At 65.0% G+C, this 26,644-nt stretch carries 25 protein-coding genes and 1 pseudogene; 14 read left to right on the forward strand and 12 right to left on the reverse strand.

Annotated elements, in window-relative coordinates; all coding sequences use genetic code 11:
* From pcaG to WHZ77_RS01260, 3 genes are all read left to right on the forward strand, one after another.
* Positions 1-603: a protocatechuate 3,4-dioxygenase subunit alpha gene (gene pcaG, locus WHZ77_RS01250; protein ID WP_015689315.1), complete on the forward strand. Its 603-nt coding sequence runs from the start codon at positions 1-3 to the stop codon at positions 601-603.
* A gap of 266 nt (positions 604-869) precedes the next feature.
* Positions 870-2,561, forward strand: coding sequence for a methyl-accepting chemotaxis protein (locus WHZ77_RS01255; protein ID WP_375312031.1), 1,692 nt, complete (start codon positions 870-872; stop codon positions 2,559-2,561).
* 83 nt (positions 2,562-2,644) lie between these two features.
* The gene (locus WHZ77_RS01260) at positions 2,645-3,706 is read left to right on the forward strand and encodes a phosphotransferase (protein ID WP_375312032.1); all 1,062 of its coding nucleotides are present in this window, start codon (positions 2,645-2,647) and stop codon (positions 3,704-3,706) included.
* Between the two features lie 204 nt (positions 3,707-3,910).
* On the opposite strand, the gene WHZ77_RS01265 is transcribed toward WHZ77_RS01260, so the two are convergent.
* From WHZ77_RS01265 to WHZ77_RS01275, 3 genes are read right to left on the reverse strand one after another with little or no spacing between them, the layout of a single operon-like run.
* A complete protein-coding gene (locus tag WHZ77_RS01265; protein ID WP_375312033.1) occupies positions 3,911-5,467 on the reverse strand; it encodes an MDR family MFS transporter in 1,557 nt (518 codons plus the stop codon).
* 4 nt (positions 5,468-5,471) lie between these two features.
* A complete protein-coding gene (locus tag WHZ77_RS01270; protein WP_375312034.1) occupies positions 5,472-6,635 on the reverse strand; it encodes an HlyD family secretion protein in 1,164 nt (387 codons plus the stop codon).
* Entirely contained in the window at positions 6,628-7,110 is a 483-nt protein-coding gene (locus WHZ77_RS01275; RefSeq protein ID WP_375312035.1) for a MarR family winged helix-turn-helix transcriptional regulator, read from the reverse strand. The genes WHZ77_RS01270 and WHZ77_RS01275 overlap by 8 nt, the downstream gene beginning before the upstream one ends.
* A 155-nt stretch (positions 7,111-7,265) precedes the next feature.
* Between WHZ77_RS01275 and WHZ77_RS01280 the strand changes: the two genes are divergently transcribed.
* The 5 genes from WHZ77_RS01280 (at position 7,266) to WHZ77_RS01300 (ending at position 11,998) form a co-directional block, all read left to right on the forward strand.
* Positions 7,266-7,760 carry a Fur family transcriptional regulator gene (locus WHZ77_RS01280; RefSeq protein WP_375312036.1) on the forward strand — a complete coding sequence of 165 codons (495 nt, stop codon included), beginning with the start codon at positions 7,266-7,268 and terminating at the stop codon, positions 7,758-7,760.
* A 35-nt stretch (positions 7,761-7,795) separates the two neighbouring features.
* Positions 7,796-8,749, forward strand: a complete 954-nt coding sequence (locus tag WHZ77_RS01285) for a DMT family transporter (protein WP_375314872.1) — start codon at positions 7,796-7,798, stop codon at positions 8,747-8,749.
* A gap of 12 nt (positions 8,750-8,761) precedes the next feature.
* Complete coding sequence (ispG, locus tag WHZ77_RS01290) at positions 8,762-10,045, forward strand: flavodoxin-dependent (E)-4-hydroxy-3-methylbut-2-enyl-diphosphate synthase (RefSeq protein WP_375312037.1); 1,284 nt, start codon at positions 8,762-8,764, stop codon at positions 10,043-10,045.
* 244 nt (positions 10,046-10,289) lie between these two features.
* The gene (locus WHZ77_RS01295; protein ID WP_375312038.1) at positions 10,290-11,186 is read left to right on the forward strand and encodes a TauD/TfdA dioxygenase family protein; all 897 of its coding nucleotides are present in this window, start codon (positions 10,290-10,292) and stop codon (positions 11,184-11,186) included.
* Positions 11,183-11,998 (forward strand): N-acetylmuramoyl-L-alanine amidase, encoded by an 816-nt coding sequence (locus WHZ77_RS01300; protein ID WP_375312039.1) that lies wholly within the window; start codon positions 11,183-11,185, stop codon positions 11,996-11,998. The genes WHZ77_RS01295 and WHZ77_RS01300 overlap by 4 nt, the downstream gene beginning before the upstream one ends.
* A gap of 17 nt (positions 11,999-12,015) precedes the next feature.
* Here WHZ77_RS01300 and WHZ77_RS01305 read toward each other — a convergent pair whose 3' ends face one another.
* The 3 genes and pseudogenes from WHZ77_RS01305 to WHZ77_RS01315 all read right to left on the reverse strand — a co-directional run bounded on the left by WHZ77_RS01305 (position 12,016) and on the right by WHZ77_RS01315 (position 15,014).
* A complete protein-coding gene (locus WHZ77_RS01305) occupies positions 12,016-13,623 on the reverse strand; it encodes a Na+/H+ antiporter (protein WP_375312040.1) in 1,608 nt (535 codons plus the stop codon).
* Between the two features lie 48 nt (positions 13,624-13,671).
* A pseudogene (gene bla, locus WHZ77_RS01310) lies at positions 13,672-14,534 on the reverse strand (class A beta-lactamase).
* A gap of 105 nt (positions 14,535-14,639) precedes the next feature.
* Positions 14,640-15,014 carry a nuclear transport factor 2 family protein gene (locus WHZ77_RS01315; RefSeq protein ID WP_375312041.1) on the reverse strand — a complete coding sequence of 125 codons (375 nt, stop codon included), beginning with the start codon at positions 15,012-15,014 and terminating at the stop codon, positions 14,640-14,642.
* 94 nt (positions 15,015-15,108) lie between these two features.
* On the opposite strand from WHZ77_RS01315, the gene WHZ77_RS01320 reads away from it, so the two are divergent.
* Positions 15,109-15,537 carry a GFA family protein gene (locus tag WHZ77_RS01320; RefSeq protein WP_375312042.1) on the forward strand — a complete coding sequence of 143 codons (429 nt, stop codon included), beginning with the start codon at positions 15,109-15,111 and terminating at the stop codon, positions 15,535-15,537.
* Positions 15,538-15,721: 184 nt separating this feature from the next.
* Positions 15,722-17,548 carry a caspase domain-containing protein gene (locus WHZ77_RS01325; protein WP_375312043.1) on the forward strand — a complete coding sequence of 609 codons (1,827 nt, stop codon included), beginning with the start codon at positions 15,722-15,724 and terminating at the stop codon, positions 17,546-17,548.
* Positions 17,549-17,593: 45 nt separating this feature from the next.
* Here WHZ77_RS01325 and WHZ77_RS01330 read toward each other — a convergent pair whose 3' ends face one another.
* Positions 17,594-18,280, reverse strand: coding sequence for a DUF1345 domain-containing protein (locus WHZ77_RS01330; RefSeq protein WP_375312044.1), 687 nt, complete (start codon positions 18,278-18,280; stop codon positions 17,594-17,596).
* Positions 18,281-18,287: 7 nt separating this feature from the next.
* On the reverse strand, positions 18,288-19,211 hold the full coding sequence (locus WHZ77_RS01335; RefSeq protein ID WP_375312045.1) for a polyprenyl synthetase family protein: 924 nt from the start codon (positions 19,209-19,211) through the stop codon (positions 18,288-18,290).
* Between the two features lie 160 nt (positions 19,212-19,371).
* Here WHZ77_RS01335 and mtgA point away from each other — a divergent pair, with 160 nt between their 5' ends.
* The 3 genes from mtgA to WHZ77_RS01350 all read left to right on the forward strand — a co-directional run bounded on the left by mtgA (position 19,372) and on the right by WHZ77_RS01350 (position 21,195).
* Positions 19,372-20,046: a monofunctional biosynthetic peptidoglycan transglycosylase gene (mtgA, locus tag WHZ77_RS01340; RefSeq protein ID WP_375312046.1), complete on the forward strand. Its 675-nt coding sequence runs from the start codon at positions 19,372-19,374 to the stop codon at positions 20,044-20,046.
* 162 nt (positions 20,047-20,208) lie between these two features.
* Positions 20,209-20,391, forward strand: coding sequence for a 50S ribosomal protein L32 (gene rpmF, locus WHZ77_RS01345; RefSeq protein WP_007598106.1), 183 nt, complete (start codon positions 20,209-20,211; stop codon positions 20,389-20,391).
* Positions 20,392-20,547: 156 nt separating this feature from the next.
* Positions 20,548-21,195, forward strand: coding sequence for a hypothetical protein (locus WHZ77_RS01350; RefSeq protein WP_375312047.1), 648 nt, complete (start codon positions 20,548-20,550; stop codon positions 21,193-21,195).
* 6 nt (positions 21,196-21,201) lie between these two features.
* Here WHZ77_RS01350 and WHZ77_RS01355 read toward each other — a convergent pair whose 3' ends face one another.
* Positions 21,202-21,462, reverse strand: coding sequence for a hypothetical protein (locus tag WHZ77_RS01355; RefSeq protein ID WP_375312048.1), 261 nt, complete (start codon positions 21,460-21,462; stop codon positions 21,202-21,204).
* Positions 21,463-21,683: 221 nt separating this feature from the next.
* On the opposite strand from WHZ77_RS01355, the gene WHZ77_RS01360 reads away from it, so the two are divergent.
* Entirely contained in the window at positions 21,684-23,378 is a 1,695-nt protein-coding gene (locus WHZ77_RS01360; protein WP_375312049.1) for an EAL domain-containing protein, read from the forward strand.
* A gap of 86 nt (positions 23,379-23,464) precedes the next feature.
* Here WHZ77_RS01360 and WHZ77_RS01365 read toward each other — a convergent pair whose 3' ends face one another.
* The 3 genes from WHZ77_RS01365 to WHZ77_RS01375 all read right to left on the reverse strand — a co-directional run bounded on the left by WHZ77_RS01365 (position 23,465) and on the right by WHZ77_RS01375 (position 26,615).
* A complete protein-coding gene (locus WHZ77_RS01365; protein WP_375312050.1) occupies positions 23,465-24,973 on the reverse strand; it encodes a tripartite tricarboxylate transporter permease in 1,509 nt (502 codons plus the stop codon).
* A 4-nt stretch (positions 24,974-24,977) separates the two neighbouring features.
* Positions 24,978-25,463, reverse strand: coding sequence for a tripartite tricarboxylate transporter TctB family protein (locus tag WHZ77_RS01370; protein WP_375312051.1), 486 nt, complete (start codon positions 25,461-25,463; stop codon positions 24,978-24,980).
* 174 nt (positions 25,464-25,637) lie between these two features.
* Complete coding sequence (locus WHZ77_RS01375) at positions 25,638-26,615, reverse strand: tripartite tricarboxylate transporter substrate binding protein (protein ID WP_375312052.1); 978 nt, start codon at positions 26,613-26,615, stop codon at positions 25,638-25,640.
* Between the last annotated feature and the right edge of the window lie 29 nt (positions 26,616-26,644).

The raw sequence follows: 26,644 nt of genomic DNA on the forward strand, positions 1-26,644 counted from the left end.
GTGCAGGATTCTCTGAAGCCCGACGGGATCACACCGTCGCAGACCGTCGGTCCGTTCTTCAAATATGGCCTGACGCCGAATGGCGAGTACGCCTGGAACGACGCGTTCACCAACTCGACCCTCACGCCTGACGTCACGGGCGATCGTGTCCGCATCGAGGGTCGCGTGTTCGACGGCGACGGCGTCGCCGTGCCTGACGTCATGCTGGAGATCTGGCAGGCGGACGCGCAAGGGCGCTTTGCCGACCCGCAGGATAAGCGCGCGCTGCCGAACGCCAGCTTCCGCGGCTTCGCCCGCTGCGGCACCGACAAGGACGGTCATTATTCCTTCGAGACCGTCAAGCCGGGCACCGTGCCCGATCCCGACGGCAAGCCGCAGGCGCCGCACATCGTTCTTGCGGTGTTCGGCCGCGGCATGCTGCGGCATCTCTACACCCGTATCTATTTCAGCGACGAAGCCGGCAACGCCGCCGATCCCGTGCTGGCGGTGGTGCCCGCCGACCGCCGCGCCACGCTGATCGCGACGCGTGAAGCCGGCAAGCCGGTCTATCGGCTCGACCTACGCTTGCAGGGCGGCGACGAGACGGTGTTCTTCGACGTCTGAGGCGAGGCAATGCCGGCGACATCAGGTCGCCGGCACACGCTTCTCACCGAGCGCATGGGCGATCGGCCTGCGTCATATTCGTCGTGCGACACGATCGGCCTTTTGCTTTCATGGGTCAGCGTCGCTGACTCAAAAACAGGCAGCCTGACGCCGATTACCGTAGTTTTCTGGAGTTCATCACGCGGCGACCGTTCTGCCCGGCAATTCCGTATTTACCACATTGATCTAGAATCACCGTGGTTTCGGCGCGCGACCTGGATCGTTTCATGAAAATTCGCCTTTCGCTGTCTTCCGCGATCATCGCGTTCGGCGTCGCTCTCGCCATCGGCTTCACGGCTGTGGTCCTGACCAGCCTGTACGCGGTGCGTGAGCTCAAGGTCGGCGGGCCGCTCTATGCCGACATCAAGCTCGGCAACGACCTCATCGCGGACATCCTGCCGCCGCCCGAATATGTCATCGAGGCCTATCTCGAAGCGACCCTCGCCATGCGCGAGCCGGACCAGCTGGCGGCCCACGGCGAGCGCCTGGTCCAGCTCCGCAAGGATTACGACGAGCGCAAGGCATTCTGGGTCACGTCAAGCCTGGCCGCCGACCTGAAAACCGCGCTGGTGTCGAAATCGGACGCCGAAGTGCAGAAGTTCTGGAAGCTTCTCTCCGACCAGCTCCTTCCGGCCTTGAAGAGCAAGGACATGGCCGCGGCCGAACGCGCCTATGCGCAGGTCAAGGACGCCTACACCGCACATCGCGCCGTCATCGACAGCATCGTCGAAAGCGCCAACAAGCAGAGTGCCGACATGGAGAAGCTGGCCGCGGAACGCGACACCTCCATCCTCTACATCCTGCTCGGTGTTTCTGCGGCCGTCCTGGCCTTCATCGCCGCCGGCCTGCTCGGCGTCGCGCTTGGCGTGGTACGCCCGATCGTGCGCATGACCGGCGCCATGCAGAAGTTAGCGACCGGTGACCTCTCCGCCGACATTCCCTTCGCGCATCGCCAGGACGAGGTCGGCTCGATGGCCGGCGCGCTGCTGGTGTTCAAGGAGGCCGCGGTCGAGAATTCTCGTCTGCGCGAGGAGCAATTGCGGAAGGACCAGGAGGCCGCGACGGCCAAGCGCGGCGCCCTGCACCAGATGGCCGACACCGTCGAGCGCGAGACCGGCCGCTCCGTCGACACCGCGAGTGCAGCGACGCAAGGGGTGGAACGCGCCGCCTCCAGCCTGTCCGAGATCGCCCGGTCGCTGTCCTCGGAGTCCCAGGCGGTTGCCGCGGCTTCCACCCAGGCGCTCGGCAGCTCGCAGACCGTTTCGGCCGCCGCCGAAGAGCTGAGCGCCTCGATCCGAGAGATTGCCGGCCAAGTCGCGCGGACCAGCACGGTCACCAAATCCGCAGTCGCCGGCCGCGAACAGGCACGTTCGACCATCCAGGCGCTGGCCGGATCGGTGAAGAAGATCGCCGAGGTCTCCGACCTGATCGGCGGCATCGCCGGCCAGACCAACCTGCTGGCGCTCAACGCCACGATCGAGGCGGCGCGTGCCGGCGAGGCCGGGCGCGGCTTTGCGGTGGTCGCTGCCGAGGTGAAATCACTGTCCGATCAGACCGCCAAATCCACCGAGGAGATCGGGCGGCTGATTGCGGAGATTCAGGCCTCGACGCAGGCCGCGGTCGATGCCGTCGAGACCATGGGCGGCCACATCGTCGAGATCGACGGCGTGGCGACGTCGGTTGCGGCCGCGATGGAACAGCAGGACGCAGCGACGCGTGAGATCGCGCGGTCGATCTCCGAATCGGCCTCTGCCGCGAAGGAGGTCTCGGCCAAGATCGGCAATGTCAGCCGTGATGCGGCCTCGGTGAACGAGCGCGCCGCGGAGGTGAGACAGGCAATTGCGGGCATGGCGGCCAATCTGGAATCGTTGCGGTCGGTCGTGGTCCGGACCGTGCGCGACTCGACCGCCGCGGCTTGAAGCCGGGCATCAGGCCGGCGGCTGGTGCCCGGGGGGGGGGGGATCGTGCAGTATGGCGCGGGACAGGGGCATCGTGACTTTACATGACACCTCCACAACTGCCTGAAGTCGTCGAGCCCGCCCGGTTGACGGCGGCGCTGCGCAGGGGCGGCGTGCTGGACGCCGGCGCCGTTCGCGAAGTGAAGGTGCTGCATCAGCGCGACACCGTCGTGTCACATATCATCCGCCTTGGGCTGCGATATGTCGGCGAATCCGCCGGCGCCCCGCAAGCGCTGATCCTGAAGACGGCGAATTCCGCTTTCGCCGAGAAGCTTGCAAATGCCGGCCGGCACGAGGTGGCCTTCTACACCCAGCTTGCGCCCAGGACGCCGCCGGGGCTGGTGCCGCGCTGCTTCGACGGGCATTTCGACGAAGACAGCTTCGCCTGGCATCTGCTGATCGAGGATCTCTCCGACAGTCACGAGATCGCAACTCCATGGCCGCTGCCGCCGTCGCGCGATCAAGCGACCGCGATCGTGACGACGCTTGCACGTTGGCATGCGGCTTGGTGGGATCATCCGGGCCTTGGCGATACCGTCGGTACCTGGGCGAGTGCCGAGGACATCGCGCTGCACATGGAGACCTTCGCCGGTCATTACGACCGCTTCGCCGATATGCTCGGCGACCGCCTCAGCGAGGAGCGGCGCATTCTTTACCGTCGTCTCATTGATCAATCGGCCCGGCTGTCCCAGCGCTATCATTCACGCCGTCATCTCAGCATCACCCATGGCGACGCCCATAGCTGGAATTTCCTGCTGCCGCGCGCCGGGGTCGCCGATACCGTGCGCATCTTCGATTTCGACCAATGGGGCATCAATGTGCCCACCGGCGATCTCGCCTACATGATGGCGATGCAATGGTATCCCGAACGACGGCAGGTGCTCGAACGTCTGCTGCTCAATCTCTACCACGACACGTTGATTGAAAGCGGCGTCACGGACTACACGCGCGGTGCGCTCGATCAGGACTATCGCCGATCGGTGCTCTGGCACATCACCAAGCCGGTCTGGCAATGGAGCATCAACCTCCCGCCGCTGATCTGGTGGAACAATCTGGAGCGGGTGATGATGGCGGTCGAGGATCTGGGATGCGAGGAGCTGCTGTAGCTGGCGGTGAAGCGCGACGGCGGCTCAGCCACTCCGCTGTCGTCCCCGCGAAGGCGGGGACCCATAGCCACAGGGGGGCGTTGTAGCGCGAGCTGGCAACTACGAGCCTTCGCCTAACGACTCCCTGGGGTTATGGGTCCCGGATCTGCGCTTCGCTTGTCCGGGACGACGAGCGAGTACGACGCGACCTCACGAGACCGATAGCTACTCCATCACCGCATGTTCCGGCCCGGCCGACTGCTTGCGCAGGGTGGCCTTGGTCGAGCCGATCATCAGGGCGAGCGGGATGGTGCAGAGGATGAAGACCATCACCAGCATGTAGTCGTGCGCAAACGCGATGATCTGCGCCTGCACGCTGACCATCCGGTCGGCCATGGCGCGGCCGGCGTCGGTGGAGAGGTTGATCATGCCGCGCACGTCGGGCATCTGCAGCGCGTGGTTGAACGGGCTGATGTGCTCGGACAGGATCGCGTAGGTCTTGCGCGTTCCCTGCGTCAGCTGCGCGATCACGATGGAGATGCCGACCGAGCTCGCGACGTTGCGCAGCAGGGTCAGCATCGAGGTGCCATCGGTGCGCAAGTGGTTCGGCAACGTCAGGAATGCCACCGTCGAGAGCGGCACGAAGACGAGACCGAAGCCGAAGCCCTGGATCACGCTGACGACCACGATTTCCGGCACCTGGGTTTGATCGGTCCAGCCGGTCATCTGGAACAGCGAGGCTGCGGTCAGCCCCAGGCCGCAGATGATCAGCGTGCGCGCCTCGATCCAGCGCATGATGCGCCCGACCATCATCATCGCGAAGAAGGTGCCGAAGCCGCGACTCGCGAGCAGGCCGCCGGCGGTCATGATGGGATAGCCGATGACGTTTTGCAGATAGGGCGAGGCCAGCGCCATGGTCGAATACAACACGAGCCCCATCACTGTCATGAAGATGCAGCCGGTGAGGAAGTTGCGGTCCTTGAACAGGGCGAACTGGATGAAGGGACGCGTGGTCGTGAAGGAATGGGCGAAGAAGTAATAGAAGGCGACGCCTGAGATGACGAGTTCGGTCACGATCTCGACCGACTCGAACCAGTCGAGCTGTTCGCCGCGGTCGAGTGCGAGCTGGAGTGCGCCGATCCCGACCGCCAGCGCCGCGAATCCGAACCAGTCGAATTTGAGGTCGGTGTCCTGCTTGGTCTCGTCCATGAAGACGCTGAGTCCGAGCACGGTGATCGCACCGAATGGAATGTTGACGAAGAATACCCAGTGCCAGGAATAGCTCTCGGTCAGCCACGCGCCCAGCGACGGCCCCATGATCGGACCCATCATCACGCCCATGCCCCAGATCGACATCGCCTTCGCGCGCTCCTGGAGCGTGTAGTAGTCCAGCATGACCGACTGCGACAACGGCACCAGCGCGGCGCCGAATACGCCCTGCAGCAGGCGGAACAGCACCATCTGGTTGATGTCCTGCGCCAGACCGCACAGCACGGAGGCGAAGGTGAAGCCTGCCGCGCAGATGATGAAGATGCGCTTGCGGCCGAAGCGGTTCGAGATCCAGCCCACCGGCGCCGTCATGATCGCGGCGGCGACGATGTAGGACGTCAGCACCCAGTTGATCTGGTCCTGCGAGGCCGACAGCGTGCCCTGCATGTAGGGCAGCGCGACGTTGGCGATGGTGGTGTCCAGCGCCTGCATGATGGTCGCGGTCATGGCGCAGATCGTCACCATGTTCCGGCGCAGGCCGGGGACCATGAGGGCGGGATTGGACTCCGCCATCGGATCAGTCCTTGTCCTGACTCGCCGTCGCCGACAAGCCGAACAAGCCGGCGAGCGAGCGCTGGTGGCCGGTGTCGATGGTGGCGTAGACGCTCATGCCGGCCTTCAGCTTCCGCACATATTTGTCGGTCTCGTCGAAGTAGATGCGGATCGGAACGCGCTGCACCACCTTGACGAAATTGCCGGTGGCGTTCTGCGGCGGCAGGATCGCGAATTGCGCACCGGTGCCGGGCGAGAGCGAACCGATCTTGCCCTTGAAGACATGGTTCGGGAACGCATCGACCTCGAGCGTGACAGGCTGGCCTTCGGTGACGTAGGTGAGATCGCTCTCCTTTGGATTGGCATCGACCCAGGGATGGGCGACGTCGATGATGGAGAACACCGGCGTGCCAGCGGTGACGTAGCGGCCGAGCTGGATCTGCTCGACCTGCGTTGCCACGCCGCCCATCGGCGCGCGCACTACGGCGTGGTCGAGATTGCGCTCGGCGTTGTCGAGCTTGGATTTGGCCTGAGCGTAAGGTGGGAATTTCTCCAGGGGCAGGTCAGTGTCGCCGAGCAGCTGCGTCTTGGCCGTCGAGATCTGCTGCTTCACGTATTGCGCGATCGAGCCCGACGTCACCAGCGCGTTCGCGGCGTTGTCGAGGTCGAGCTGCGAGCCGTAGCTGTTCTTCACCAGCGCCTGCTTGCGCTCGACGTCGCGCTGCTTCAGGTCGACGCCTTGCTGCGCGAGGTTGAGCATGTCGCCATAGATCTTGATGTTGGCGCGAAGATTGTCATAGGTCGATTGCGCCTGCATGACCTGCGCTTTGGCCTCGTCGACCGCGAGGCGGAACGGCACGGGATCGATCTCGAACAGCTCGTCGCCCTGCTTGACGATCTGGCCCTCCCTCACGACGACCTTCTCGATCTTGCCGGAGATGTCGGGCGTCACCAGCACCTTCTGCGCGCCGACATAGGCGTCGTCAGTGCCGACATAGCGGCCGCCATTGAGATAGAAGGTGATGCCGCCGATGGCGACGATGACAGGCAGCACGACCATCAGCAGGAACCGGCGGTAGCGGCGCAGACCGGCCAGCAGGCGGCGGCGCGGGTTGGTGCCGGCCTTCTTGGTGGGCTTGCCGCTGTCGCTCTTCTGCTCGGGCTGGAACTTGAGGACCTGATCAGCCATAGCGCTGCTCCTTCCGTGCCTGTTCCGCTCCGGATGCCTGGATCGCGTGACGCACGTTTTCCTTGATGGTTTCGAGTTGGGTGAGGAGGCGGTGGGCGTCCGCCGGACTGATGCCGTCGAGCGCGTTTGCCGTCAGCTCCGACTTCAGGCCGCTCATCCTGCCGAGCAAGGTGCGGCCGGCCTTCTTCAAATAAAGCCGCTTGACACGGCGGTCCGAAGCGTCGCTGCGGCGCTCGATCCAGTCGCTTTCGCAGAGCTTGTCGATCAGCCGCGTCAGCGTGATCGGCTGCATCTCCATGAGCTCGGCGAGTTCCGACTGCTTCATGCCCTCGCTGCGCTCGACCTTGGCGAGCACCGCCCATTGGGCGCGGGTAATGCCGAAGCGCGAGGCCTCCTTGTCGGCGTAGACGCGGAGCAGCCGGTAGAGCTCACCGAGCGTGAACAGGAAGTTCTGGTCGACGGACCCACGGGTCATAAGCCTTGTCTCCAATAAGCTCGCATATGATAAGCAAGCTTATGATTATTTCACGGCGGGTTAACGCGACGCTGTCCCGCAGCGAAAGCATGGCTGGCAGCCGCTCGCCGGTCGCGCTTTGGGTTCCCCGGCTGAAATGCTAGAACGCCGATCCCATGACCCTCGCAAAGCCGGCCTTTCCCGCGCCCGACCACGATCACGGCCGCTGCACTGCGGACGCGCTGTCGCATGCCGAGGCGGTTTGCGAGCAGCGCGCGCAGAAATTCACGCCGATCCGCCGCCATGTGCTGGGGGCGCTGCTGTCGAGCCATCGCCCGCTCGGCGCCTATGAGGTGATCGACGAACTCGCCAAGTCGATGGCGCGGCCGGCGCCGATCACGGTCTACCGCGCTCTCGATTTTTTGATCGCCAACGGCCTCGTGCACCGCATCGAGAGCCGCAACGCCTATCTCGCCTGCGCCGCCCACGACCATGATTCGACCTCTGCGGTCGCTTTCCTGATCTGCGAGCGCTGCGGCCTGGTCGGTGAAATTCCATCAGCCTCGTTCGCGAAAGACCTCAACGCCGCGGCGCGAAGCTCCGGCTTTGCGCCAAAATTGTCCGTGGTCGAGATCACGGGCATCTGCACCCATTGTCAGAAAACGTCCTGAAGCAACAACGGCGTGAAGCCGGATCTCGGGTAGAAATGTCCTCACCTCAAGCCATGCCGTCCGCCGGTCGCCCCCTCAGTGCCGGCGCCATCGCCCTGATGCTCATGCTGTGCCTGACCTGGGCCTTCAACCAGATCGCGGTGAAGCTGGTGCTGCCTGACATCCCGCCGATGCTCCAGGCGATGTTCCGCTCGATGGGCGCGCTGCCTGTGTTGTTCATCATCGGCAGCCTGCGCGGCATCAAATTCTTCGAACGCGACGGCACGTGGAAGCCGGGCCTCGTTGCGGGGCTGATGTTCGGCATCGAGTTCGTGCTGATCTTTCAGGGGTTGCGCCTGACCTCCGCCTCGCGCGCAGTGGTGTTTCTCTATACTGCGCCGTTTTTCGTTGCGCTCGGCTCCTACCAGGTGCTGGGCGAGCGCCTTGGCAGCACGCAATGGCTGGGACTGGCGATCAGCTTTGCCGGCGTCGCGCTGGCGATCGGCGTGCCGCAGGCCAATGTTGATTCACACGTCCTGCTCGGCGACCTCATGATCGTCGCCGGAGCCGGGTTGTGGGCGGCAACGACGCTGGTCGCCAAGGGCACGAGCCTTCGCTTCGCGGCGCCGGAGAAGGCGCTGGGCTACCAGGTTGCGACCTCGATCCCGATCTTAGGCGCCGCGGCGTATCTGTTCGGCGAGACCATGACCCATACCCCGTCGCCGCTGTCGATCGGCCTGATGGCGTTCCAGGCGATCTGGGTGGTTGGAACCACGTTCACGCTTTGGTTCGCGCTGGTGAAGGCCTATTCGGCCAGCAAATTGTCGGCTTTTACCTTTATCACCCCTTTGTTTGGCGTGGTGGGTAGCTATTTCATCATGCACGATCACCTGAGCCTGGCCTTCGGGGCAGCAGCTGTCCTTGTAATTGCTGGGCTTTTTCTGGTTAACCGTCCGAGCCAAACGGCTGCGGCGCCTCGCGATGCATTGCTGAACGTCACCAAAACCTGATATTTGGACCCCATGAACAAGCTCGAAAACCCCATCGATTCCGATATCGCGGGCCCGGCGCCCCGGCACCGGACCACCCAGGTCAAGGTCGGCGACGTCGCCGTCGGCGGCGGTGCGCCGATCGTCGTGCAGTCGATGACCAACACCGACACCGCCGATATCGACGGCACCATCGCCCAGGTCGCAGCGCTCGCGCGCGCCGGCTCCGAAATGGTCCGCATCACCGTGGACCGCGAGGAGGCTGCTGCCGCGGTCCCGCACATCCGTGACGGCCTGCTCAAGCGCGGCATCACCACGCCGCTGATCGGCGACTTCCACTATATCGGCCACAAGCTGCTTGCGGCCTATCCGGCCTGCGCCGAGGCGCTCGCCAAGTACCGCATCAATCCCGGCAATGTCGGCTTCAAGGACAAGCGCGACACCCAGTTCGGCGACATCATCGAGATCGCGAACAAGAATAACAAGCCGGTGCGCATCGGCGCCAATTGGGGCTCCCTCGACCAGGAGCTGCTGACCAAGCTGATGGACGAGAACGCCGCATCCGCCAATCCGCGCGACGTCCGCGCGGTGACGCGTGAGGCCATGGTGCAGTCAGCACTGCTCTCGGCCGCGCGCGCCGAAGAGCTCGGCATGCCGAAGAATCGCATCATCCTCTCGGCCAAGGTCTCGGCGGTACAGGATCTCATCGCGGTGTATCAGGATCTCGCGTCGCGGTCGGACTATGCCATCCATCTCGGTCTCACCGAAGCCGGCATGGGCACCAAGGGCATCGTGGCCTCCTCGGCCGCGCTCGGCATCCTGTTGCAGCAGGGCATCGGCGACACCATCCGCATCTCGCTGACGCCGGAGCCCGGCGGCGATCGCACCCGTGAGGTGCAGGTCGGCCAGGAACTGCTGCAGACGATGGGCTTCCGCACCTTCGTGCCGCTGGTTGCGGCCTGCCCCGGCTGCGGCCGCACCACGTCCACCACGTTCCAGGAACTGGCCAGCTCGATCCAGGCATTCATCCGCGACGAGATGCCGGGCTGGAAGACGAAATATCCCGGCGTCGAAGAGCTCAACGTTGCCGTCATGGGCTGCATCGTCAACGGCCCCGGCGAGTCCAAGCATGCCAATATCGGCATCTCCTTGCCCGGCACCGGCGAAGCCCCGGCCGCGCCCGTCTTCGTCGACGGCAAGAAGTTCCGCACGCTGCGCGGGCCCACGATCTCCGCCGACTTCAAGGCGCTGGTGATCGACTACATCGACCAGCGCTACGGCCAGGGCGCCAAGGTGCCGGTGACGGCGGCGGAGTAGCTTTACTCAGCTGTAGCCCGCGCTCTGCTCGTCGCCCCCGCGAAGGCGGGGGTCTATAACCACAGGCTGTTGTGGCTATGGTGAGCTGTCGCTCCGAATCTTCGTCAAACCCGATCCTGTGGTTCTGGATCCCGGGCTCGCGCCTTGCGCGCCCCGGGACGACGGACGGTCTTTGCGGTGCAGATTGCACATCCACCACCGCGCGCTACGATGTCTCCCAATCAAAACGATCGGGAGACATGCCATGAGCTCACTCGCCGGCAAGCAGGGCCCGCGCTACCGTCACACGGCGGAAGACGGCGCGGCTTACGAGACAATCGCGGTCGAGAAGCTCACCCCTATCATCGGCGCGGAAATCACCGGCGTCGACCTCGGCAAGCTCGTCTCCGACGATTCGCGCTCGAACCGGCAGATGGACGAAATCCACCGCGCGCTCGCCGAAAACCTCGTGATCTTCTTCCGCGATCAGCACATCACGCCGCAGCAGCATCTCGCCTTCGGCCGCAAGTTCGGTGAGCTGCATTTTCATCCCGCCGCGCCGCATGAGGACGAAGACCCGGCGCTGATGAAGATCTACGCCGACAAGAACTCGCCGCGTGCCAATGGCGAGGGCTGGCATTCGGATGTGTCCTGCGATCTCGAGCCGCCGATGGGCTCCATCCTCTACATCAAGCAGTGCCCGCCGCGCGGCGGCGATACGCTGTTCGCCAACATGTATGCGGCCTATGAGGCGCTGTCGGATCGCATGAAGGCCTATCTCGACGGGCTGACCGCGCTGCATGACGGCGAGCCGATCTATCGCGGGCTCTACGCCAATTACGGCGTCGCCGACCGTCCCTCCTATCCGAACGCCGAGCATCCCGTGGTGCGCACGCATCCGGTCACGGGCAGGAAGGCGCTCTACGTCAATCGTGGGTTCACCCGCCACATCAACGGCATCCCGCGCGACGAAAGCGACGCGATGCTCGCCTACCTCTACCAGCACGCCGAGAACCCGCTGTTCCAGTGCCGCTTCCGCTGGACCGAGAACGCCATCGCCTTCTGGGACAACCGCTGCACCCAGCACCGCGCGATGTGGGACTACTGGCCCCACACGCGCTCGGGGACGCGCGTGACGGTGAAGGGGGAGCGGCCGGTGTGAGGAAGCCGTGGCGCACCATCGCCGCTGTCGCTGTCTCGCTGGTCCCGCTTTTGCTTTCCTCCGTCGACGATAGCCAGGCGGCCGGGACGCGGAAGGCTGCAAGAGCGAGATCGAAGCCGCCGGAAACACAGGCCAGGTGCGAGCCGCCGAAATTCCGGATCGTCCTTGATGTCGGGCACACTCCGGAATCCTACGGCGCGTTGAGCGCGCGCAACGATCCGGAATTCGGCTTCAACTTCCGTCTTGCAAGGCTCGTCGCGGCGAAGCTCAAGTCCGAGGGCTTTGCAGCCACCCGCCTGCTCGTCACGGACGGCAAGGCCAAGGCGAGCTTGCTCAAGCGCGTCAGTGCCGCGAATGACGGCCGGGCCGATCTCTTCCTGTCGATCCATCACGACTCGGTGCCGGACAAGCTGCTCGATATCTGGGAATTCGACGGCGCAAAGAGTTATTTCAGCGATCGCTTCTCCGGCCATTCGTTGTTCGTATCCGAGCGCAATCCACACTTCACCACCAGCCTGAAGCTGGCCCGGATCATCGGACGGCAGTTGAAAGAACAGGGCCTGCGCTATGCCAGCCAGTACACCTTGCCGGTGATGGGCCCCTACCGGCGCCAGTTGCTCGACAAGGATGTCGGCGTCTACCGCTATGATGGCCTCGTCGTGCTGTCGCAAACGCGGAGCGCCGCAGTGCTGCTCGAAGCCGGCTCCATCATCAACCGCGACGAGGAAATGGCGTTGAACTCATCGGAGCGGCATGAGGCGATTGCGGAGGCGGTGGCCGCGGCGATGGGGGAGTTTTGCGGGAGGCAGTAATTTGTGCGGCTGGGAGGCTACAGCGGCGCTCCCCGATACTCCCGGTTCGCCAGGCTCGCCTCCTCCAGATCAAGATCCCTCTCGATCCGGCGCCTTGTTTCGTCGGTGATCTGGCCGTCGCGCAGGAGGTCATGGATGAATTTGCGTTCGGCGGCGATCAGCTCGCGGGTCAGCGCGGTGCCTGCGGCGGAGACGTCGTGGTGGGCGGGATCGAGCGAGTCGGGAAGCTGGCTGAAGCGAATCTCGTGGCGCGCGCGCAGGAGCCGCATCACTTCGTCGGAGATGTCCTTTTTCGCGGTGAGCGCGTCGAGCGACTTCAGCGCGGCGTCGAGGGCCTGGCGTCGCGCCGCGATCTCGGCTTCGTGCTCGGCGACATGTTCGTTGCGGCCGGCTTCGGCGATGCCGAGCCAGCGCACCACCGGCGGCAGTGTCAGGCCGACGCCGATCAACGTGATGAAAATGACGCCGAAGGCGACGAACAGGATCAGGTCGCGATATGGAAAGGCCTCGCCGTCCGGCAGGGTGAACGGCAGCGCCAGGGCTGCTGCCAGCGACACGGCGCCGCGCACGCCGGTGAACGCGAGCACGAACGGCCATTGCCATGGCGGTGACGGATCTCGCGCGCGCAGCGACTTGCTGAGTATCCGCGGCAGATAGGTCGCGGGATAGAGCCATGCGAAGCGCGCGAGGACGATGATGGTCATGACCAAGGCGGTCGCGATCATGATGTCGTCGAGCGGGAACGCCTTCGATTTCTCGTAGAGCGCGCGCATCTGGAAGCCGGTGAGCAGGAACAGCAGGCCTTCGATCAGGTAGATCACGAGGTCCCAGAAGAAGATGCCTTGCAGGCGCGTCGCGGACGAGATCAGGAGCGGCCCGTTCCAGCTCACATAGAGACCGCAGGCGACCGTGGCGATCACGCCGGAGCCGCCGACATGCTCGGGCAGCCAGTAGGAGACGTAGGGTGTGATCAGCGACAGCGTCAGCTCGACCTGCTGATCCCTCGCCCATTTGCGGAAACGCAAGGAGAGCCAGCCGACGCCGATGCCAAAGGCGATCTCGCCGGCGACGATCAGCACGAACTCGCCGGCCGCGAGCGGCAGCGAGAAATGTCCGACCATGATGGCGGCGAGCGCAAAGCGGTAGAGGATCAGCGCCGTGGCGTCGTTGGCGAGCCCTTCGCCTTCGAGGATGACCAGGAGCCGGCGCGGCATGTTCAGCCGGCGCGCGATCGCGAGCGGCGCCACCACGTCGGGCGGTGCGACGATGGCCCCGAGCAGGAAGCCGATGGTCCAGGGCAGGCCGATCAGATAATGCGTGGCGGCCGCCACCATCGCCGCGGTGAAGATCACCGCGCCGACCGCGAGCAGCACGATCGGGCGAAGGTTGTTCCTGAACTCGCGCCAGCTCATGGCGACGCTTGCCGAGTAGATCAGCGGCGGCAGCACCAACAGCAGCACCAATGCCGGCGGCAGCTCAACCGGCGGCATGCCCGGCACGAAGGCGAGGCCGACGCCCACGAGCATCAGGAGGATGGCGGGCGCGACGTTGAAGCGGCGTGCGGCGAGCGCCGTGCCGGCCAGCACGGCGAGCAGGATAAGAAAGATCTGAAACTTCACTTCCATGATGGTCTGTCTTGACCCGGAAGCGCCCGCAAGGTCAATGCGGCCGGCTCACGCCAGCCGCTCGGCCACCATGCGTCCGATCCGTGCGAACACTGCCTCGATCTGCGCGGCGTTGGGGGCGCCGCCCTGGGTATAGGCCGCGATCAGGATCGGCGTATCCGGCCTGGTGTCGGGCCAGACCACCGCGATATCGCCCGATGCATCCTTGCCGTTGTTGCCGGTCTGTCGCCGATTGCCCAGCCTGCCGGCAGTCCGCCGCGCAGCCGGTTCGCGCCGGTCTTGCAGCCCACCATCCATTCGGTGAGCTGCGCGCGCGATGACGGCGACAATGCCTCGCCCGTCACCAGCCGCCGCAGATTGCCAGCCATCGCTGCCGGCGTTGTGGTGTCATGGGGATTGCCGGGCGGCGAGCGGTTGAGCTCGGGCTCATTGTGGTCGAGCCGCGACGTGGTGTCGCCGAGCGATCGCCAGAACGTCGTGAGCGCGGCCGGCCCGCCGATCCGCGCCAGCAGCAAATTGGCGCAGGTGTTGTCGCTGAGTTCGACGATCGCCTTGCACATCTCGGCGACCGACATCCTGCCGGTCGCGAGGTTTTGCTTGGCGACTGGCGCGTAGTCCAGCAGGTCGGCCTTGCCATAAGGGATCATGGCTGCAAGCTGCTCCTCGCCGCGATCGACCCGCGCCAGCACGCAAGCCGCAAGCGAGGCCTTGAAGGTCGAGCACATGACGAAGCGTTCATCGGCCCGCCAGGTGAGCTTGGCGCCGGTCCCGAGGTTCTCGGCGTAGACCCCGATCCGGCCGCCGGTTTCGCGCTCGTAGGATTCGAGTTCTGGAAGTGCATCCGCGGCGAATGCTGGAGAGGCGGCCATCCAGCACAGTGAGGCGAGCAGGGAGCGGCGGTCGAGAGGCATGGGGAGCTTTCAGGCACCGTCATTGCGAACGTAGCGCGCTGCGCTCGCAATGACGGAGGATATGGACAGAGCGTCCGAAACCGCGGGCGGAGCGAAGAGGCCCGCTCACTCCTTCAGGTCATACCGATACGACTTCGACACGATTTGCCAGCCGTCCGCGAGCTTCATCGCCACCAGATAGTCGGTGAAGAAACGCGGCGGCAGCTGGCAGCGCACCTTGATGAAGGCGGTCTTGTCGTCGGAACGATCGATGGTGACGATGAAATCCTCGCGCGGCTTGCCCTCGGCCTTGGCGGAGGCGCGCGTGCGCACGCGGTCGAGCCAGTCGGGCACGGTGAGCACCTGCAGCTCGCCCTTTTCGACCCAGCGCAGATCGGCCGAGGGATGGAAGATAGCGCCGAGCTTCTCGGCGTCGCCTTCGTAAAGTCCGTCGAAATAGGATTGCACGACGGCTTCGACGCTGGAACGGTTCTGGCTCATGGGTCATCCCTTTGGCTGATGGCTTGGGGCGAACTTAGTCGTAGACATCAGAATGCGCTATGGGTGTGTCAGCCATTTGCGCCAAGGCGTCGCCATGACCGGATCAGAAAATTCGAACGCTCGCATCCTCACCGGCGAATGCTATTGCGGCGCCGTGCGCTATGAGGTGGCGGATGCGTTTTCCTACGCGATGAACTGCCACTGTTCGAATTGCCGCCGCACCACGGGCTCCGCCTTCAAGCCATTCGCCGGAATTGTGCAGGACCAGCTCCGTCTCGTCCGGGGTGAGGACCAGCGCCTCATCTACGGCGACGCCACCACCCATGACGCGCACTGTGCCCGCTGCGGCTCGCTGCTTTATTCCCGGGTGCGCGACGGGAAATGGGTCCATGTCGCCATGGGAACCCTGGTCGATGCCCCCTCGATCCGGCCGAGCGCCCATATTTTCGTGGGCTCGAAAGCGCCCTGGCATGAGATCACGGACGATCTGCCGCAATATCAGGGGCACATCGGGGATGCCTGACGGGAACCCGGCCCACGCCCCATGTCCCGGCGAACCCCGACCGGGTTGGCGCGACAAACAAAAGGGGTCTTTCGCCCGGTCGCCGGCGCCGCGTTCGTGACCTCCATCACAAGCGCCAGCGGCGGATCTTGCTAAAGCGGTGCCAAAGGGGCTTGAACTGCCCTGAACTCGTGGAAGTCGTGTCATGCGCAATTTGCTCAGACTTTGCCCGCTCCTCCTCGCGGTCGCGCTGCTGTTCGGCGCCGGGCCCGCGTTCGCCGGAAAGCGTGTCGCGCTGGTAATAGCCAATTCGGCCTATCAGCACGCGCCGTCGCTCACCAATCCCGTCAACGACGGTTCGGTGATGGCGAGGACCCTGAAAGAGGCCGGCTTCGACATCGTCGATTCCCGGCACGATCTGTCGGCGTTGGACACGCGGCGTGTGCTGCGGGAATTCGCCGATGCAACCCGCGATGCCGACATCGCCGTGGTCTATTATGCCGGCCACGGCATCGAGGTCGAAGGCTCGAACTATCTGATCCCGGTTGATGCCAAGCTCGAGCGCGACACCGACGTCTACGACGAAGCGCTCTCCCTTGACCGCGTCCTGGTCGCGGTCGATCCGGCCAAGCAGCTTCGCCTGGTGATCCTGGATGCCTGCCGCGACAATCCGTTCGGCAAGACCATGAAGCGCACGGTCGCCTCGCGCGGCATTGGCCGTGGCCTCGCCCAGGTCGAGCCGACCAGCCCGAACACGCTGATTGCCTATTCGGCCAAGGCCGGCTTCACGGCGCAGGACGGCGACGGCGCCAACAGTCCGTTTACCGTCGCGCTGTCGAAGCATCTGACGACGCCGGGCCTCGATGTCCGCCGCGCCTTCGGCTTCGTGCGCGACGAGGTACTCAAGTCGACCGGCAACAAGCAGGAGCCGTTCGTGTACGGCTCGCTCGGCGGCGAAGACGTGCCGCTGGTGCCCGTCAAGGTGGTGGCAGCCCCGGCGGCGCCGGTGGCGAACCCGCAGGCCGATATCCGCCGCGATTACGAGCTCGCGCTCCAGGTCGGAAACAGGCCGGCGTGGGATGCGTTCCTCGCCCAGCATCCCGATGGCTTCTATTCGAGCCTCGCCAAGCTTCAGCTTGAAAAGATCGGCGCCGAGCAGGCCCATGCGGCCGCCACCGAGAAGGCGAAGCAGGCCGAGGCGGAGCGGGACCGTCTCGCCGCGCTTGGCGCGCAGAAGGATGCACAGGCCAGGGCCGCGGCCGATGCGAAGGCCGCCGAGCAGGCGCAGCTTGCCGCGCAGAAGGTCAAGGAGCAGGCACAGCAGCAGGCCGCTGCCGCCGAGCAGCAGCGCGTCAATCTGGCCGCCGCGGCGCCGAACGCTGCCCCGGCCACCACGGCCAGCCCCGCCGGCACCAACGTCGCCTCGTTGACGCCTGCGACGGCGCCGGCCGACCTCAACCGGTCGGTGCAGACCGAGCTCGGCCGCGTCGGCTGCTTCTCCGGCCAGGCCGACGGCAACTGGAACACGTCCGCGCGGCGGTCGCTGTCGCAGTTCAACCGCTATGCCGGCACCAAGCTCGACGTGAAGGTGGCGAGCACGGACGCGCTCGACACGGTCAAGTCAAAGCCGTCGCGGGTCTGTCCGCTGGTGTGCGAGCACGGCTTCAAGGCCGACGGCGACAAGTGCACGAAGATCGTCTGTGGCGACGGTTTTGCGCTGAACGACGACAATGAATGCGAGAAGAAGCGCGCCGCCAAGCCGTCGGCTTCCAAGCCCGCGACCTCGCGGCGTGACGACAGCGAAGACCGTCCCGCGCGGCAGGGTCCGAAGGTGGGCGCTGCGGGCGGTTATGGCGGCATCGGCGGAATCGGCGCTGCGGCTGGTGTCGCAGCCGGCGCAGGCCGCGCCGCGGGTGGCGGGCAGGTCTACTGCAATGGCGGCGGTTGCCGTCCGGTCAGCCGCGGCTGCCATCTCGAATATCGCGGCGGCGGCGGCCCCGGCAACGACGCAAATACCGAGGTGTGCAACTAGGTCTCGCACCATTCGCTGACGGCGCCACGGACGACCTGGGCGACGTCAGTTCGAGATCGCGCTTGCCGCGATGTTCACCGTCAGCGCCAGCAAGGCCGTGTTGTAGATGAACGAGACGATGCCGTGCGCGGTGGCTGTGCGGCGGATGGTCTTGTCGGTGATGCCGACGTCGGAGACCTGTGCGGTCATGCCGATCACGAACGAAAAATAGACGAAGTCCCAATAGTCGGCGTGATCTTCCTTGTCGCCGCTCGGGAACTGCAACCCGCCTGGCGGGTGCAGATAATAGTCATGAGCGTAATGCAGCGCGAAAGTCGTGTGCACGGCAGCCCAGGACAGCGCGATCGTGGTGATCGCGATCGTCAGCGCCGCGGCGCCGCGGTGGACGCCGAGCTCGGCGACGATCGCTGCGATGCTCGCAAAGGCGCCGATCGCCGTCACCAGCAGGATCACGAAGCGGCCGTCGTCCTGCATCGCAGCGGCGCGGCGGATGTGCTCGTGGTCATTGCACAGCATCATCACATAGACCAGCACCAGATAGACCGCGATCAGCGCGTCCCAGCCGATCACGAGCCGCGTCGTCAGCCGGATCGAGCCCGGCAAAAGCAGACAGACGAGGATGCCGACGCCGAGCGAGATGAAGGTCCGTGGCCGCGCATAAATCAGCCGCATCGGCCGCGACATCTGGCGGAAGCGGGCGAGGGCGGGATCTTCTTTCTTGTCGCCCGCCATCGCGCGATTAGTTCTTCCGCTCGGCGACAAACCGCGCGGCGGCTTGCAACACGGCGGCACGGTCGCCGAAGATCGACACCGCGCTGTCGGCACGCGCGAGCAGGTCGCGCACGCGCTGCTTGGCGCCTTCGATGCCGAGCTGGGTGACGAATGTGGTCTTGCCGAGTGCGGCATCGGCGCCGGCAGGCTTGCCGAGCGCGGCCGCGTCGCCCTCGACGTCGAGCAGGTCGTCGGCGATCTGGAAGGCTTCGCCGAGGGCGCGACCGTAATCGTCGAGCGCCTGGTATTCCTTTTGCGAGGCCTGGCCGAGGACCGCTCCGGCGATGCAGCCGTAACGCAGCAGCGCCCCGGTCTTCATTTGCTGAATGCGGGCAACATCGATCGGCTCGTTGCCGCCAAAGCGGCCTTCGCCGGCGAGATCGAGGATCTGGCCGCCGACCATGCCGCCAATGCCGGCACAGCGCGCCAGCGCGCGCGTCAGCAGGAGCCGCACATTGGCGTCGCGGTGGATCTCATCGCGGGTGACGATGTCGAAGGCGAGCGTCAGCAGGCCGTCGCCCGCGAGGATCGCGGTCGCGTCATCGGTCTTCTTGTGCAGGGTGGGGCGGCCGCGGCGCAGGTCCGAATTGTCCATCGCCGGCAGGTCGTCATGGATCAGCGAGTAGCAGTGGATGCATTCCAGCGCGGCGCCAACGAGCAGTGCGGCCTCGCGGGGAACACCGAACACGGCTGCGCTCTCGACCACGAGGAAAGGCCGCAGACGCTTGCCGCCATTCAGGCTGGAATAGCGCATTGCGTCCATCAGTCGCTTGGGCCGGGCGATCTCATCGTGCAGGATGTCGTCCGACAAGAGCCGCGCGAGCAGGGCCTCGGTATCATCAGCGGTCTTGTCCAGACGTTTGGCGAAATCGGACGGGGACGTGCCGGTCATCAAGAAGGGCTCCAGAACTAAAATTCGGCGGGACAATCCTTTATGAGCCCGCCTCAGTCAATCGTTTGGAAGGCCTAAAAAGTGCTGGAAAAGGCCCGAATTATCACAGACTTAATGCCGGGATCCGTGGCCGCGTTTATTTTGCGCCGGAAAGGTCGATTTGCGCATCGTTAAAATCCTCCTCCTGCTGGTCGCGCTCGTAGCTCTCGCGCCCTATGTGATCGCCCCGTTCTACCGCGCCGGCCATCCGGTTTCGACGCTGATGGCCTGGCGTTCGCTCCGCGGCGCGCCGATGCAGCGGGAGTGGATCGACCTGGCGGCCATGTCGCCCTCACTGCCGCGGGCGGTGGTGGCGGCCGAGGACGCCCATTTCTGCAAGCATCACGGCATCGACTGGGGCGCGCTGCGCGAGGCGATCGACGACGCGCAGGAAGACGGCACCGCCTTCCGCGGCGCCTCCACCATCACCCAGCAGGTGGCCAAGAACCTGTTCCTCTGGCAGGGGCGGGATTTTGTCCGCAAGGCGCTGGAATTCCCGCTGGCGCTGTGGATCGACTTGGTCCTGCCCAAGGCGCGGATCCTGGAAATTTACCTCAACATCGCCGAGCTTGGGCCGCAGGGGCAGTTTGGCGTCGAGGCGGCCAGCGCCTATGCCTTCGGCAAGTCGGCGGCGAACCTCTCCCCCCGGGAGGCGGCACTTCTGGCCTCGATCCTCCCGAATCCGGTCAAACGCAGCGCCAGGACCCCGGGGCCGGGCGTCCGGCGGCTGGCGGGGACCTATGTGGCAAGGGCGCAGGCCAGCTCACTTTTGACCTGCTGGCGGGATACTCGCTGATTTTGAGCCCTTTTCGGGCGCAATTTCCGGCCCAGAACCCTAGCTTTGCGACCAGCCTTCCTCTATAAGCCCGGCCTTGATCGGCATTTGCTCGCCCCGTTGGGGTGCTGAGCCGTCCCTCGGACGATGCCCTGAAAACACCAATCCCTAGAGGATATTGAAATGGCCGTTCCGAGAAGAAAAACCTCGCCGTCGCGTCGTGGCATGCGCCGCTCGGCAGACGCCATCAAGAAGCCGACCTATGTGGAAGACAAGGACTCCGGCGAGCTCCGTCGTCCGCACCATCTCGACCTCAAGACCGGCATGTACAAGGGCCGTCAGGTCCTGAAGAAGAAAGAGTCCTGAGGCAGGACTTTTCCTTGGGCGGGATTTCTTGGGCAGGATGATTTTGCCTGCCTGATTTCGGCCAACCCTTGAGATATGACAGTGACGGCGACGGAGCCAATGCTCCGCCGCCGCATTGTCCTGTCTGGATATCTTGATCGAGAAGGCATTTCGCCGATGGTCGGTTTCCCGCTGCTCCTGATTCCGCTCGCGATCTACAACATCATCGCCTTCCTGATGCCGAGCGTGTCCTTTACGGACGTGCTGTTCAAGGTGCCGATGATCACGGGCGAAGCCTGGCCGGTCACGCTCGCCGACTTGATGCTCGCGCTCGGTATCGTGCTGCTGCTGTTGGAGGTGGTCAAAGGCGCCCGGCCCGGCTCCAAATTCCTGATGGATCACCTGCTGTCGCTGATCGTGTTCGGCGCCGCCGCCGCCGAATTCGTGATGTGGCCCAAATTCGGCAACTCCACCTATTTCCTGCTGGTGCTGCTTGCGATGGCCGATTTCCTCGGCGGCATCGCCCAGCGCACGCGCCGCCGCGTCACCTATATTGCCGAGACGACGGTGCCGGCACCGCGCAAGGCCAAGCGTCAGGCCGCAGTGCCGGCCGATGAGGCCGTGGCCGATCCGAGGTTCGAGCCGGTGAACGCGCCGCCGCCAGCGGTTGAGACGCCCGCGCCCTCGGCGCAGTCGGTTGCCGAATCCGTCCTGATGGATCACCCCGCGCCGAAGCCGGTGAACTCGCCTTCGCCGGAAATTCCCTCGCCGCATCTGCAGCCGGGCAGCGGCACGCAGCCGTCTTCCGACGTGCCGCCGCGCTGATCTCCTTTAAGCCACCTGCCGCGTGCGCGCGGTGACGCTCGGAAGCGGTCGCTTGCTGCCATAGGCCATCTGCGCGTCTTCGGAAGAGGCGCGGCGCAGCCGGCTGGTCTGGGGCAGGTGCTCGGCATTGGCAATCAGCTGGGCGACAAAGCTCGGATCGGGGCGCGGTAGCGGGGCCTTGTTGACCCACTGCAACATCGGCAGTTGCGGCACCAGGGCAGTGCCCGGGCCGTTGTCCATCTGGTCCGATCGATCAGTACTCAACATCGCAAATCACCGTGATCCGGCGAAGCCTGTTGCGTTTCGAGACGCTGGCACCGCTGCGTGTCATGTACTCGCAAGGCCTATGCCGGCCGGGCCGGCTTGGTTCCGAGGCGCTGCAAAACGTGGTTTCCAAATTGTTTATGAACTTTGCCTAGGGTTGGAAGCGAATCTGGCCGTATTCTGTCCCGGCCCAGGACTCCCCGCTGTCCCGAAACGAGGCGATTTTGACCCCTGCATTGCCGCAAGCCTCCGACATCCTGGCCGCCCTCGGTCAGGCCGTGTTCGCCTGGGATATCGCCAGCGACGTCATCGTCTGGGGTGAGCATGCCAGTGCCATCTTCCCCGGCATCCCGGCCGAGCGCCTGGCGACCGGCGCCGAATTCGCCAAGCTGATCGAGCCCGCGCAGTCGCTGCGGACCGCGGCGCTGGCGCAAACCTCGGCGGTGCATGGTGCCGATGGCACGCCCTATCGGGTCGAGTACGGCGTGCGCATGAGCGCCTCCGATCCCGTGGTCTGGATCGAGGAGACCGGACGCTGGTTTGCCGGTCCCGACGGCCGCCCGGTCCGCGCGATCGGCTCCGTCCGCATCAACAACGAGCGTCATGCCCGCGACGAGGAATTGACCAAGCTCGCCCGGCTCGATCCGCTGACCGGCGAGCTCAACCGCTCGCACCTGATCGCGGCCCTGGCCGAGGCGATCGAGGAGACGACCCGCTTCCGCTCGACCGCGGCCTTCATGCTGGTCGGCATCGATCATCTCGCCCGAGTCAACGACGCCTTCGGCTTCGACGTTGCCGACGCCGTCATCCTCGACGTTGCCAAGCGTATTCGCGCGCGGCTGCGCGGCGGCGATGTGCTCGGACGCTTCTCAGGCAACAAGTTCGGCCTGATCCTGAAGAACTGCACCGTCGACGACATGAACGTCGCCGCCGAGCGTTTCCTTGCCGGCATTCGCGACGAGGTGGTGCCGACCAAATCCGGACCGGTCTCGGTCACCGCTTCGATCGGCGCGGTCAGCATGCCGCGCTATGCTCGCAACACCGACGAGGCCGTCAATCGCGCCCATGAGACGCTCGACGCCGCCAAGCGCCGCCGTGCCGGCTCGTTCGCGGCATGGCGTCCGGATGCCGCGCGCGACGCACAGCGCCGCGTCAACATCCGCGTCACCGACGAGATCGTCACGGCGCTCAACGAGCGCCGCATCAAGCTCGCCTATGAGCCGGTCGTGTCGGCCGCCTCGCGCGAACGTGCGTTCCACGAATGCCTGGTGCGGATGGACCAGGGCGGCGGCCAGGTGCTGCTTGCGCCCGACATCGTGCCGGTCGCCGAGCGGCTCGGCCTGATCCGCCTCGTCGATCACCGCGTGCTCGAGCTCGTGGTCGCCGAGCTCGCGGCCGCGCCCGACATCTGCCTCAGCCTCAACATCTCGCCGGATACGACGATGGATCCGGACTGGTGGGCCAGCATCGAATCGCTCATGCGCGCGCATCCCGGCGTTGCCGAACGGCTGATCGTCGAGATCACCGAAACCGTCGCGATCCAGGACATCGAGGACGTCCGCGGCTTCGTCACACGGCTGAAGAGCTTCGGCAGCCGCATTGCCATCGATGATTTCGGCGCCGGCTACACCTCGTTCCGAAACCTGCGCAAGCTCGGCGTCGACATCGTCAAGATCGACGGCGCCTTCGTGCAGAACATCACCCACTCCGCCGACGACCGCGCCTTCGTGCAGACCCTGATCGACCTCGCCCGCCGCCTTGACATCAAGACGGTGGCCGAATGGGTGCAGGACGAGGACGCCGCTAACATGCTGCGCGACTGGGGCTGCGACTACATCCAGGGCCGCCTGATCGGGCTCGCCTCGGCCGAGCGCCCTTGGAGCGCGCCGCCGGACAGCGTGCTGCCTGCCGCGGGGTAGCGTTTCACGTCAAAATTTCCCCTTTGGAATCAACCCCTTTCTACTGTGCATGGGGTTGTTTTGACGAAGGTTACGAAGGAAAACGTTCACGCGCCTTCGTCCAGCGCCACCAGCTCGCGCTTCTTGCGCAGCGACGGCAACAGTGGTGCGACCAAGAGCGCCAGCGCGAGCGCAAGGCAGGCCGCCGAGATCGGCCGCTGCACAAAGGTCCAGAGATCGCCCTGCGACAGGATCAGCGACTTGCGCAGATTGTTCTCCAGCATCGGCCCGAGCACGAAGGCAAGCACCAGAGGTGCCGGCTCGTAGCCGAGCTTGCGCATGAAATAGCCGACGATGCCGAACGCGATCATCACGTAGACATCGAACACGTTGTTGCTCGAGCAGTAGACGCCCAGGATCGTGAACAGGATGATCAGGGGGAAAAGGATGTTGTAGGGCAGCTTCAGCAGCTGCACCCACATGCCGATCATCGGAAGGTTCAGGATCAGCAGCATGACGTTGCCGATATACATGCTGGCGACGATGCCCCAGAACAGGCCGGGGTTTTGCGTGATCAGCAGCGGCCCCGGCTGCAGGCCGTGGATGACGAAGGCGCCGAGCAGCAGTGCCATCACCACGTTCGGCGGGATGCCCAGTGTCATCAATGGAATGAACGCCCCGCCGGCCGCCGCGTTGTTGGCGGATTCAGGGCCCGCAACGCCTTCGATCGCGCCATGGCCGAACCGCTCAGGCGTCTTCGACAGTCGCTTCTCCAGCGCGTAGGATGCAAACGAGGCCACCACCGCGCCGCCGCCCGGCAGAATGCCGAGCAGGAATCCGAGCAGCGTGCCGCGCGCGACGGGGCCGGCGCTCGCTTGCCAGTCGGCCTTGTTGGGCAGGAGCTGCGTGATCTTCGCATTGATGATGTCGCGCTTGATCGCCTGTTCGGTGTTGAGCAGCACCTCGGCGACGCCGAACAGGCCCATCACTACAGGCACGAGGCCGATGCCGTCGATCAGCTCCATGCGGCCGAATGTCAGCCGCGGCTGCGCCGTGATGCTGTCCAGCCCGATCAGCCCAAGCACGACGCCGATGCAGGCCATCAGAAGCGCCTTCGGCATCGAGCCCTGGGTAAGGAAGGTGAGCACCACGAGGCCGAGCACCATCAGGCTGAAATACTCGGCCGGTCCGAACGCGATCGCGATGCTGGCAAGTCTCGGCGCCACCAGCATGAGCGCAAGCAGCGCGAACGTGCCGGCGATGAAGGAGCCGAAGGCGGAAATGCCGAGCGCAGGGCCCGCACGGCCTTGCTTCGCCATCTGGTGGCCGTCGATGCAGGTGACGACGGAAGCCGCCTCGCCGGGGATGTTGACCAGGATCGAGGTGGTCGAGCCGCCATACATCGAGCCGTAATAGATGCCGGCCATCATGATGATGCCGGATTCCGGCGTGCCGGACAGCGTCACGGGCAGCAGCAGCGACATCGCGGAAATCGGCCCGATGCCCGGCAGCACGCCGACCAGCGTTCCGATGAAGACGCCGATGAAGCAATAGAGCAGGTTGATCGGAAGCAGCGCGACACCGAACCCATGCGCGACGTTGACGAGCGTGTCCATGAGGTCAACCGATCCCGAACAGGCCCGAGGGCAGCTGGATCAAGAGCAGGCGCTTGAGCACCCACCACATGCCTGACGGCACCAGCACGGCGATCGGGATGGCGAGTGCCCAGCGCACGGGATCGATCAATCGCAACAGCAGCAGCAGCAGCGGGATCGACGACAGCAGGAATCCCAACGGCTCCAGGGCGAACGAAAACGCGATGAGGCAGACGATGACGAGAAGCGGCTTGCTCCAGCTCACGTTCTCCCATCGCGAAGCCAGCGTCGGGCCGCCCTCGGTCACCGCCGAGACGATGATGGAGCCCGCGAACACGCACATCAGGATGCCCGTGTAGAACAGCACGTAGCCGGAGCCGGGATCGTTGATGGCGCCGAGCTTCAGCTTCAAGCCTTGCCAGATCACGAAGCCGCCGAGCCCGAGCCCGATCAGTCCGCCCCAGAGTTCGGAGTTGTTGAGGCGGAGTTTGACGCTGGTTTGGTCGTTCATGTGAAACACCTCTTAACCACAGTCACCCCTGCGCAACGGCGATGCCGTTGTCGCTGAAGTGGCCGCTTCTTCAGCGGCCCTCGAAGGGCGGCGGTGCCCCGATCCATCCTTCGAGGCGAGCCGCAAGTGCGGCTCGCACCTCAGGATGACGTCAGCATCTGCGGCGGCTCGGTCCTACTTCTTCGCAAGCCCGAGGCTATCGATCACCTTGCGCTCGGATTCCGTGATCTCGACGACGAATTTCCTGTAGTCCTCGGTGTTCTTGTAGTTCGGCACCATGTCGTATTTGGCGAGTGTCGCGATCACCGCGGGGTCTTCGACCGCCTTCTTGAAGGCATCGTGCAGCTTGGCGACGATCTTGGGGTCCAGGCCCTTCGGGCCCGCAACGCCGAACGGGGAATCGTAGACCATGGGATAGCCGAGCTCCTTCAGCGTCGGCACGTCGGGATAGTTCGGCGACCGCGCGCCGGTCCACACCATCAGGAGTTTCAGCTTGCCTGCGTCGACCAGCGGTCGCCATCCCGTGGAATCGGCCTGCAGCATGGTATGCTGGCCGAGCACCGCGGCATTGGTCTCCGCGCCGCCCTTGAACGGCACCTGCGTGAGCTTGATGCCCGACATGGCCGCGATCTGCTCCATGCCGATATGCAGCGAGGTGCCCGTGCCCGGCGTGGCATAGGTCACCTTGCCTGGATTCGCCTTGGCGAACTCCACCACGTCCTTCCAGGACTTGAACTGCGACTCCGCGCTGGTGGTCACGCCGAACGTGTAGCCGGTGAGGTGAATGATATAGGTAAAGTCCTTGGCCGGATCCCATGAGACTTCCTGCATCAGGGGCAGGCGGAAGACGGTGATCGGGATCTGCGAGATGGTGTAACCGTCGGGCTTCGCTGCCGCTGCCATGGTCGCCGGCCCGACCGTGCCGCCGCCGCCGGCCTTGTTGTCGACGACGATGGGCTGTCCCAGCACCTTCGAGGCGCTGTCGGCGATCGCGCGCATCGAGATGTCGGTCGAGCCGCCCGCCGGCCATGGCACGATCAGTGTGATCGGCTTGATGGGATAATCCTGCGCACCGGCGGCGGTCGCGAGCAACGCGCCCGTGATTGCAAGCATGGCAGCAAAGGCAATCGTCTTCAGCCCGAATCTCGACATCGAAACTCCTCCCTCGCGGCGGCCTCGTT

Source organism: Bradyrhizobium sp. A5 (assembly GCF_042076515.1).
GTDB lineage: Bacteria > Pseudomonadota > Alphaproteobacteria > Rhizobiales > Xanthobacteraceae > Bradyrhizobium > Bradyrhizobium cosmicum.

Bases quoted from the DNA above. Each gene is read 5' to 3' on its own strand.
- WHZ77_RS01255 (WP_375312031.1), top strand. From the start codon at position 870: ATGAAAATTCGCCTTTCGCTGTCTTCCGCGATCATCGCGTTCGGCGTC.
- WHZ77_RS01260 (WP_375312032.1), top strand. From the start codon at position 2,645: ATGACACCTCCACAACTGCCTGAAGTCGTCGAGCCCGCCCGGTTGACG.
- WHZ77_RS01265 (WP_375312033.1), bottom strand. From the start codon at position 5,467: ATGGCGGAGTCCAATCCCGCCCTCATGGTCCCCGGCCTGCGCCGGAAC.
- WHZ77_RS01270 (WP_375312034.1), bottom strand. From the start codon at position 6,635: ATGGCTGATCAGGTCCTCAAGTTCCAGCCCGAGCAGAAGAGCGACAGC.
- WHZ77_RS01275 (WP_375312035.1), bottom strand. From the start codon at position 7,110: ATGACCCGTGGGTCCGTCGACCAGAACTTCCTGTTCACGCTCGGTGAG.
- WHZ77_RS01280 (WP_375312036.1), top strand. From the start codon at position 7,266: ATGACCCTCGCAAAGCCGGCCTTTCCCGCGCCCGACCACGATCACGGC.
- WHZ77_RS01285 (WP_375314872.1), top strand. From the start codon at position 7,796: ATGTCCTCACCTCAAGCCATGCCGTCCGCCGGTCGCCCCCTCAGTGCC.
- ispG (WP_375312037.1), top strand. From the start codon at position 8,762: ATGAACAAGCTCGAAAACCCCATCGATTCCGATATCGCGGGCCCGGCG.
- WHZ77_RS01295 (WP_375312038.1), top strand. From the start codon at position 10,290: ATGAGCTCACTCGCCGGCAAGCAGGGCCCGCGCTACCGTCACACGGCG.
- WHZ77_RS01305 (WP_375312040.1), bottom strand. From the start codon at position 13,623: ATGGAAGTGAAGTTTCAGATCTTTCTTATCCTGCTCGCCGTGCTGGCC.
- WHZ77_RS01315 (WP_375312041.1), bottom strand. From the start codon at position 15,014: ATGAGCCAGAACCGTTCCAGCGTCGAAGCCGTCGTGCAATCCTATTTC.
- WHZ77_RS01320 (WP_375312042.1), top strand. From the start codon at position 15,109: ATGACCGGATCAGAAAATTCGAACGCTCGCATCCTCACCGGCGAATGC.
- WHZ77_RS01325 (WP_375312043.1), top strand. From the start codon at position 15,722: ATGCGCAATTTGCTCAGACTTTGCCCGCTCCTCCTCGCGGTCGCGCTG.
- WHZ77_RS01330 (WP_375312044.1), bottom strand. From the start codon at position 18,280: ATGGCGGGCGACAAGAAAGAAGATCCCGCCCTCGCCCGCTTCCGCCAG.
- WHZ77_RS01335 (WP_375312045.1), bottom strand. From the start codon at position 19,211: ATGACCGGCACGTCCCCGTCCGATTTCGCCAAACGTCTGGACAAGACC.
- rpmF (WP_007598106.1), top strand. From the start codon at position 20,209: ATGGCCGTTCCGAGAAGAAAAACCTCGCCGTCGCGTCGTGGCATGCGC.
- WHZ77_RS01350 (WP_375312047.1), top strand. From the start codon at position 20,548: ATGGTCGGTTTCCCGCTGCTCCTGATTCCGCTCGCGATCTACAACATC.
- WHZ77_RS01355 (WP_375312048.1), bottom strand. From the start codon at position 21,462: ATGTTGAGTACTGATCGATCGGACCAGATGGACAACGGCCCGGGCACT.
- WHZ77_RS01365 (WP_375312050.1), bottom strand. From the start codon at position 24,973: ATGGACACGCTCGTCAACGTCGCGCATGGGTTCGGTGTCGCGCTGCTT.
- WHZ77_RS01370 (WP_375312051.1), bottom strand. From the start codon at position 25,463: ATGAACGACCAAACCAGCGTCAAACTCCGCCTCAACAACTCCGAACTC.
- WHZ77_RS01375 (WP_375312052.1), bottom strand. From the start codon at position 26,615: ATGTCGAGATTCGGGCTGAAGACGATTGCCTTTGCTGCCATGCTTGCA.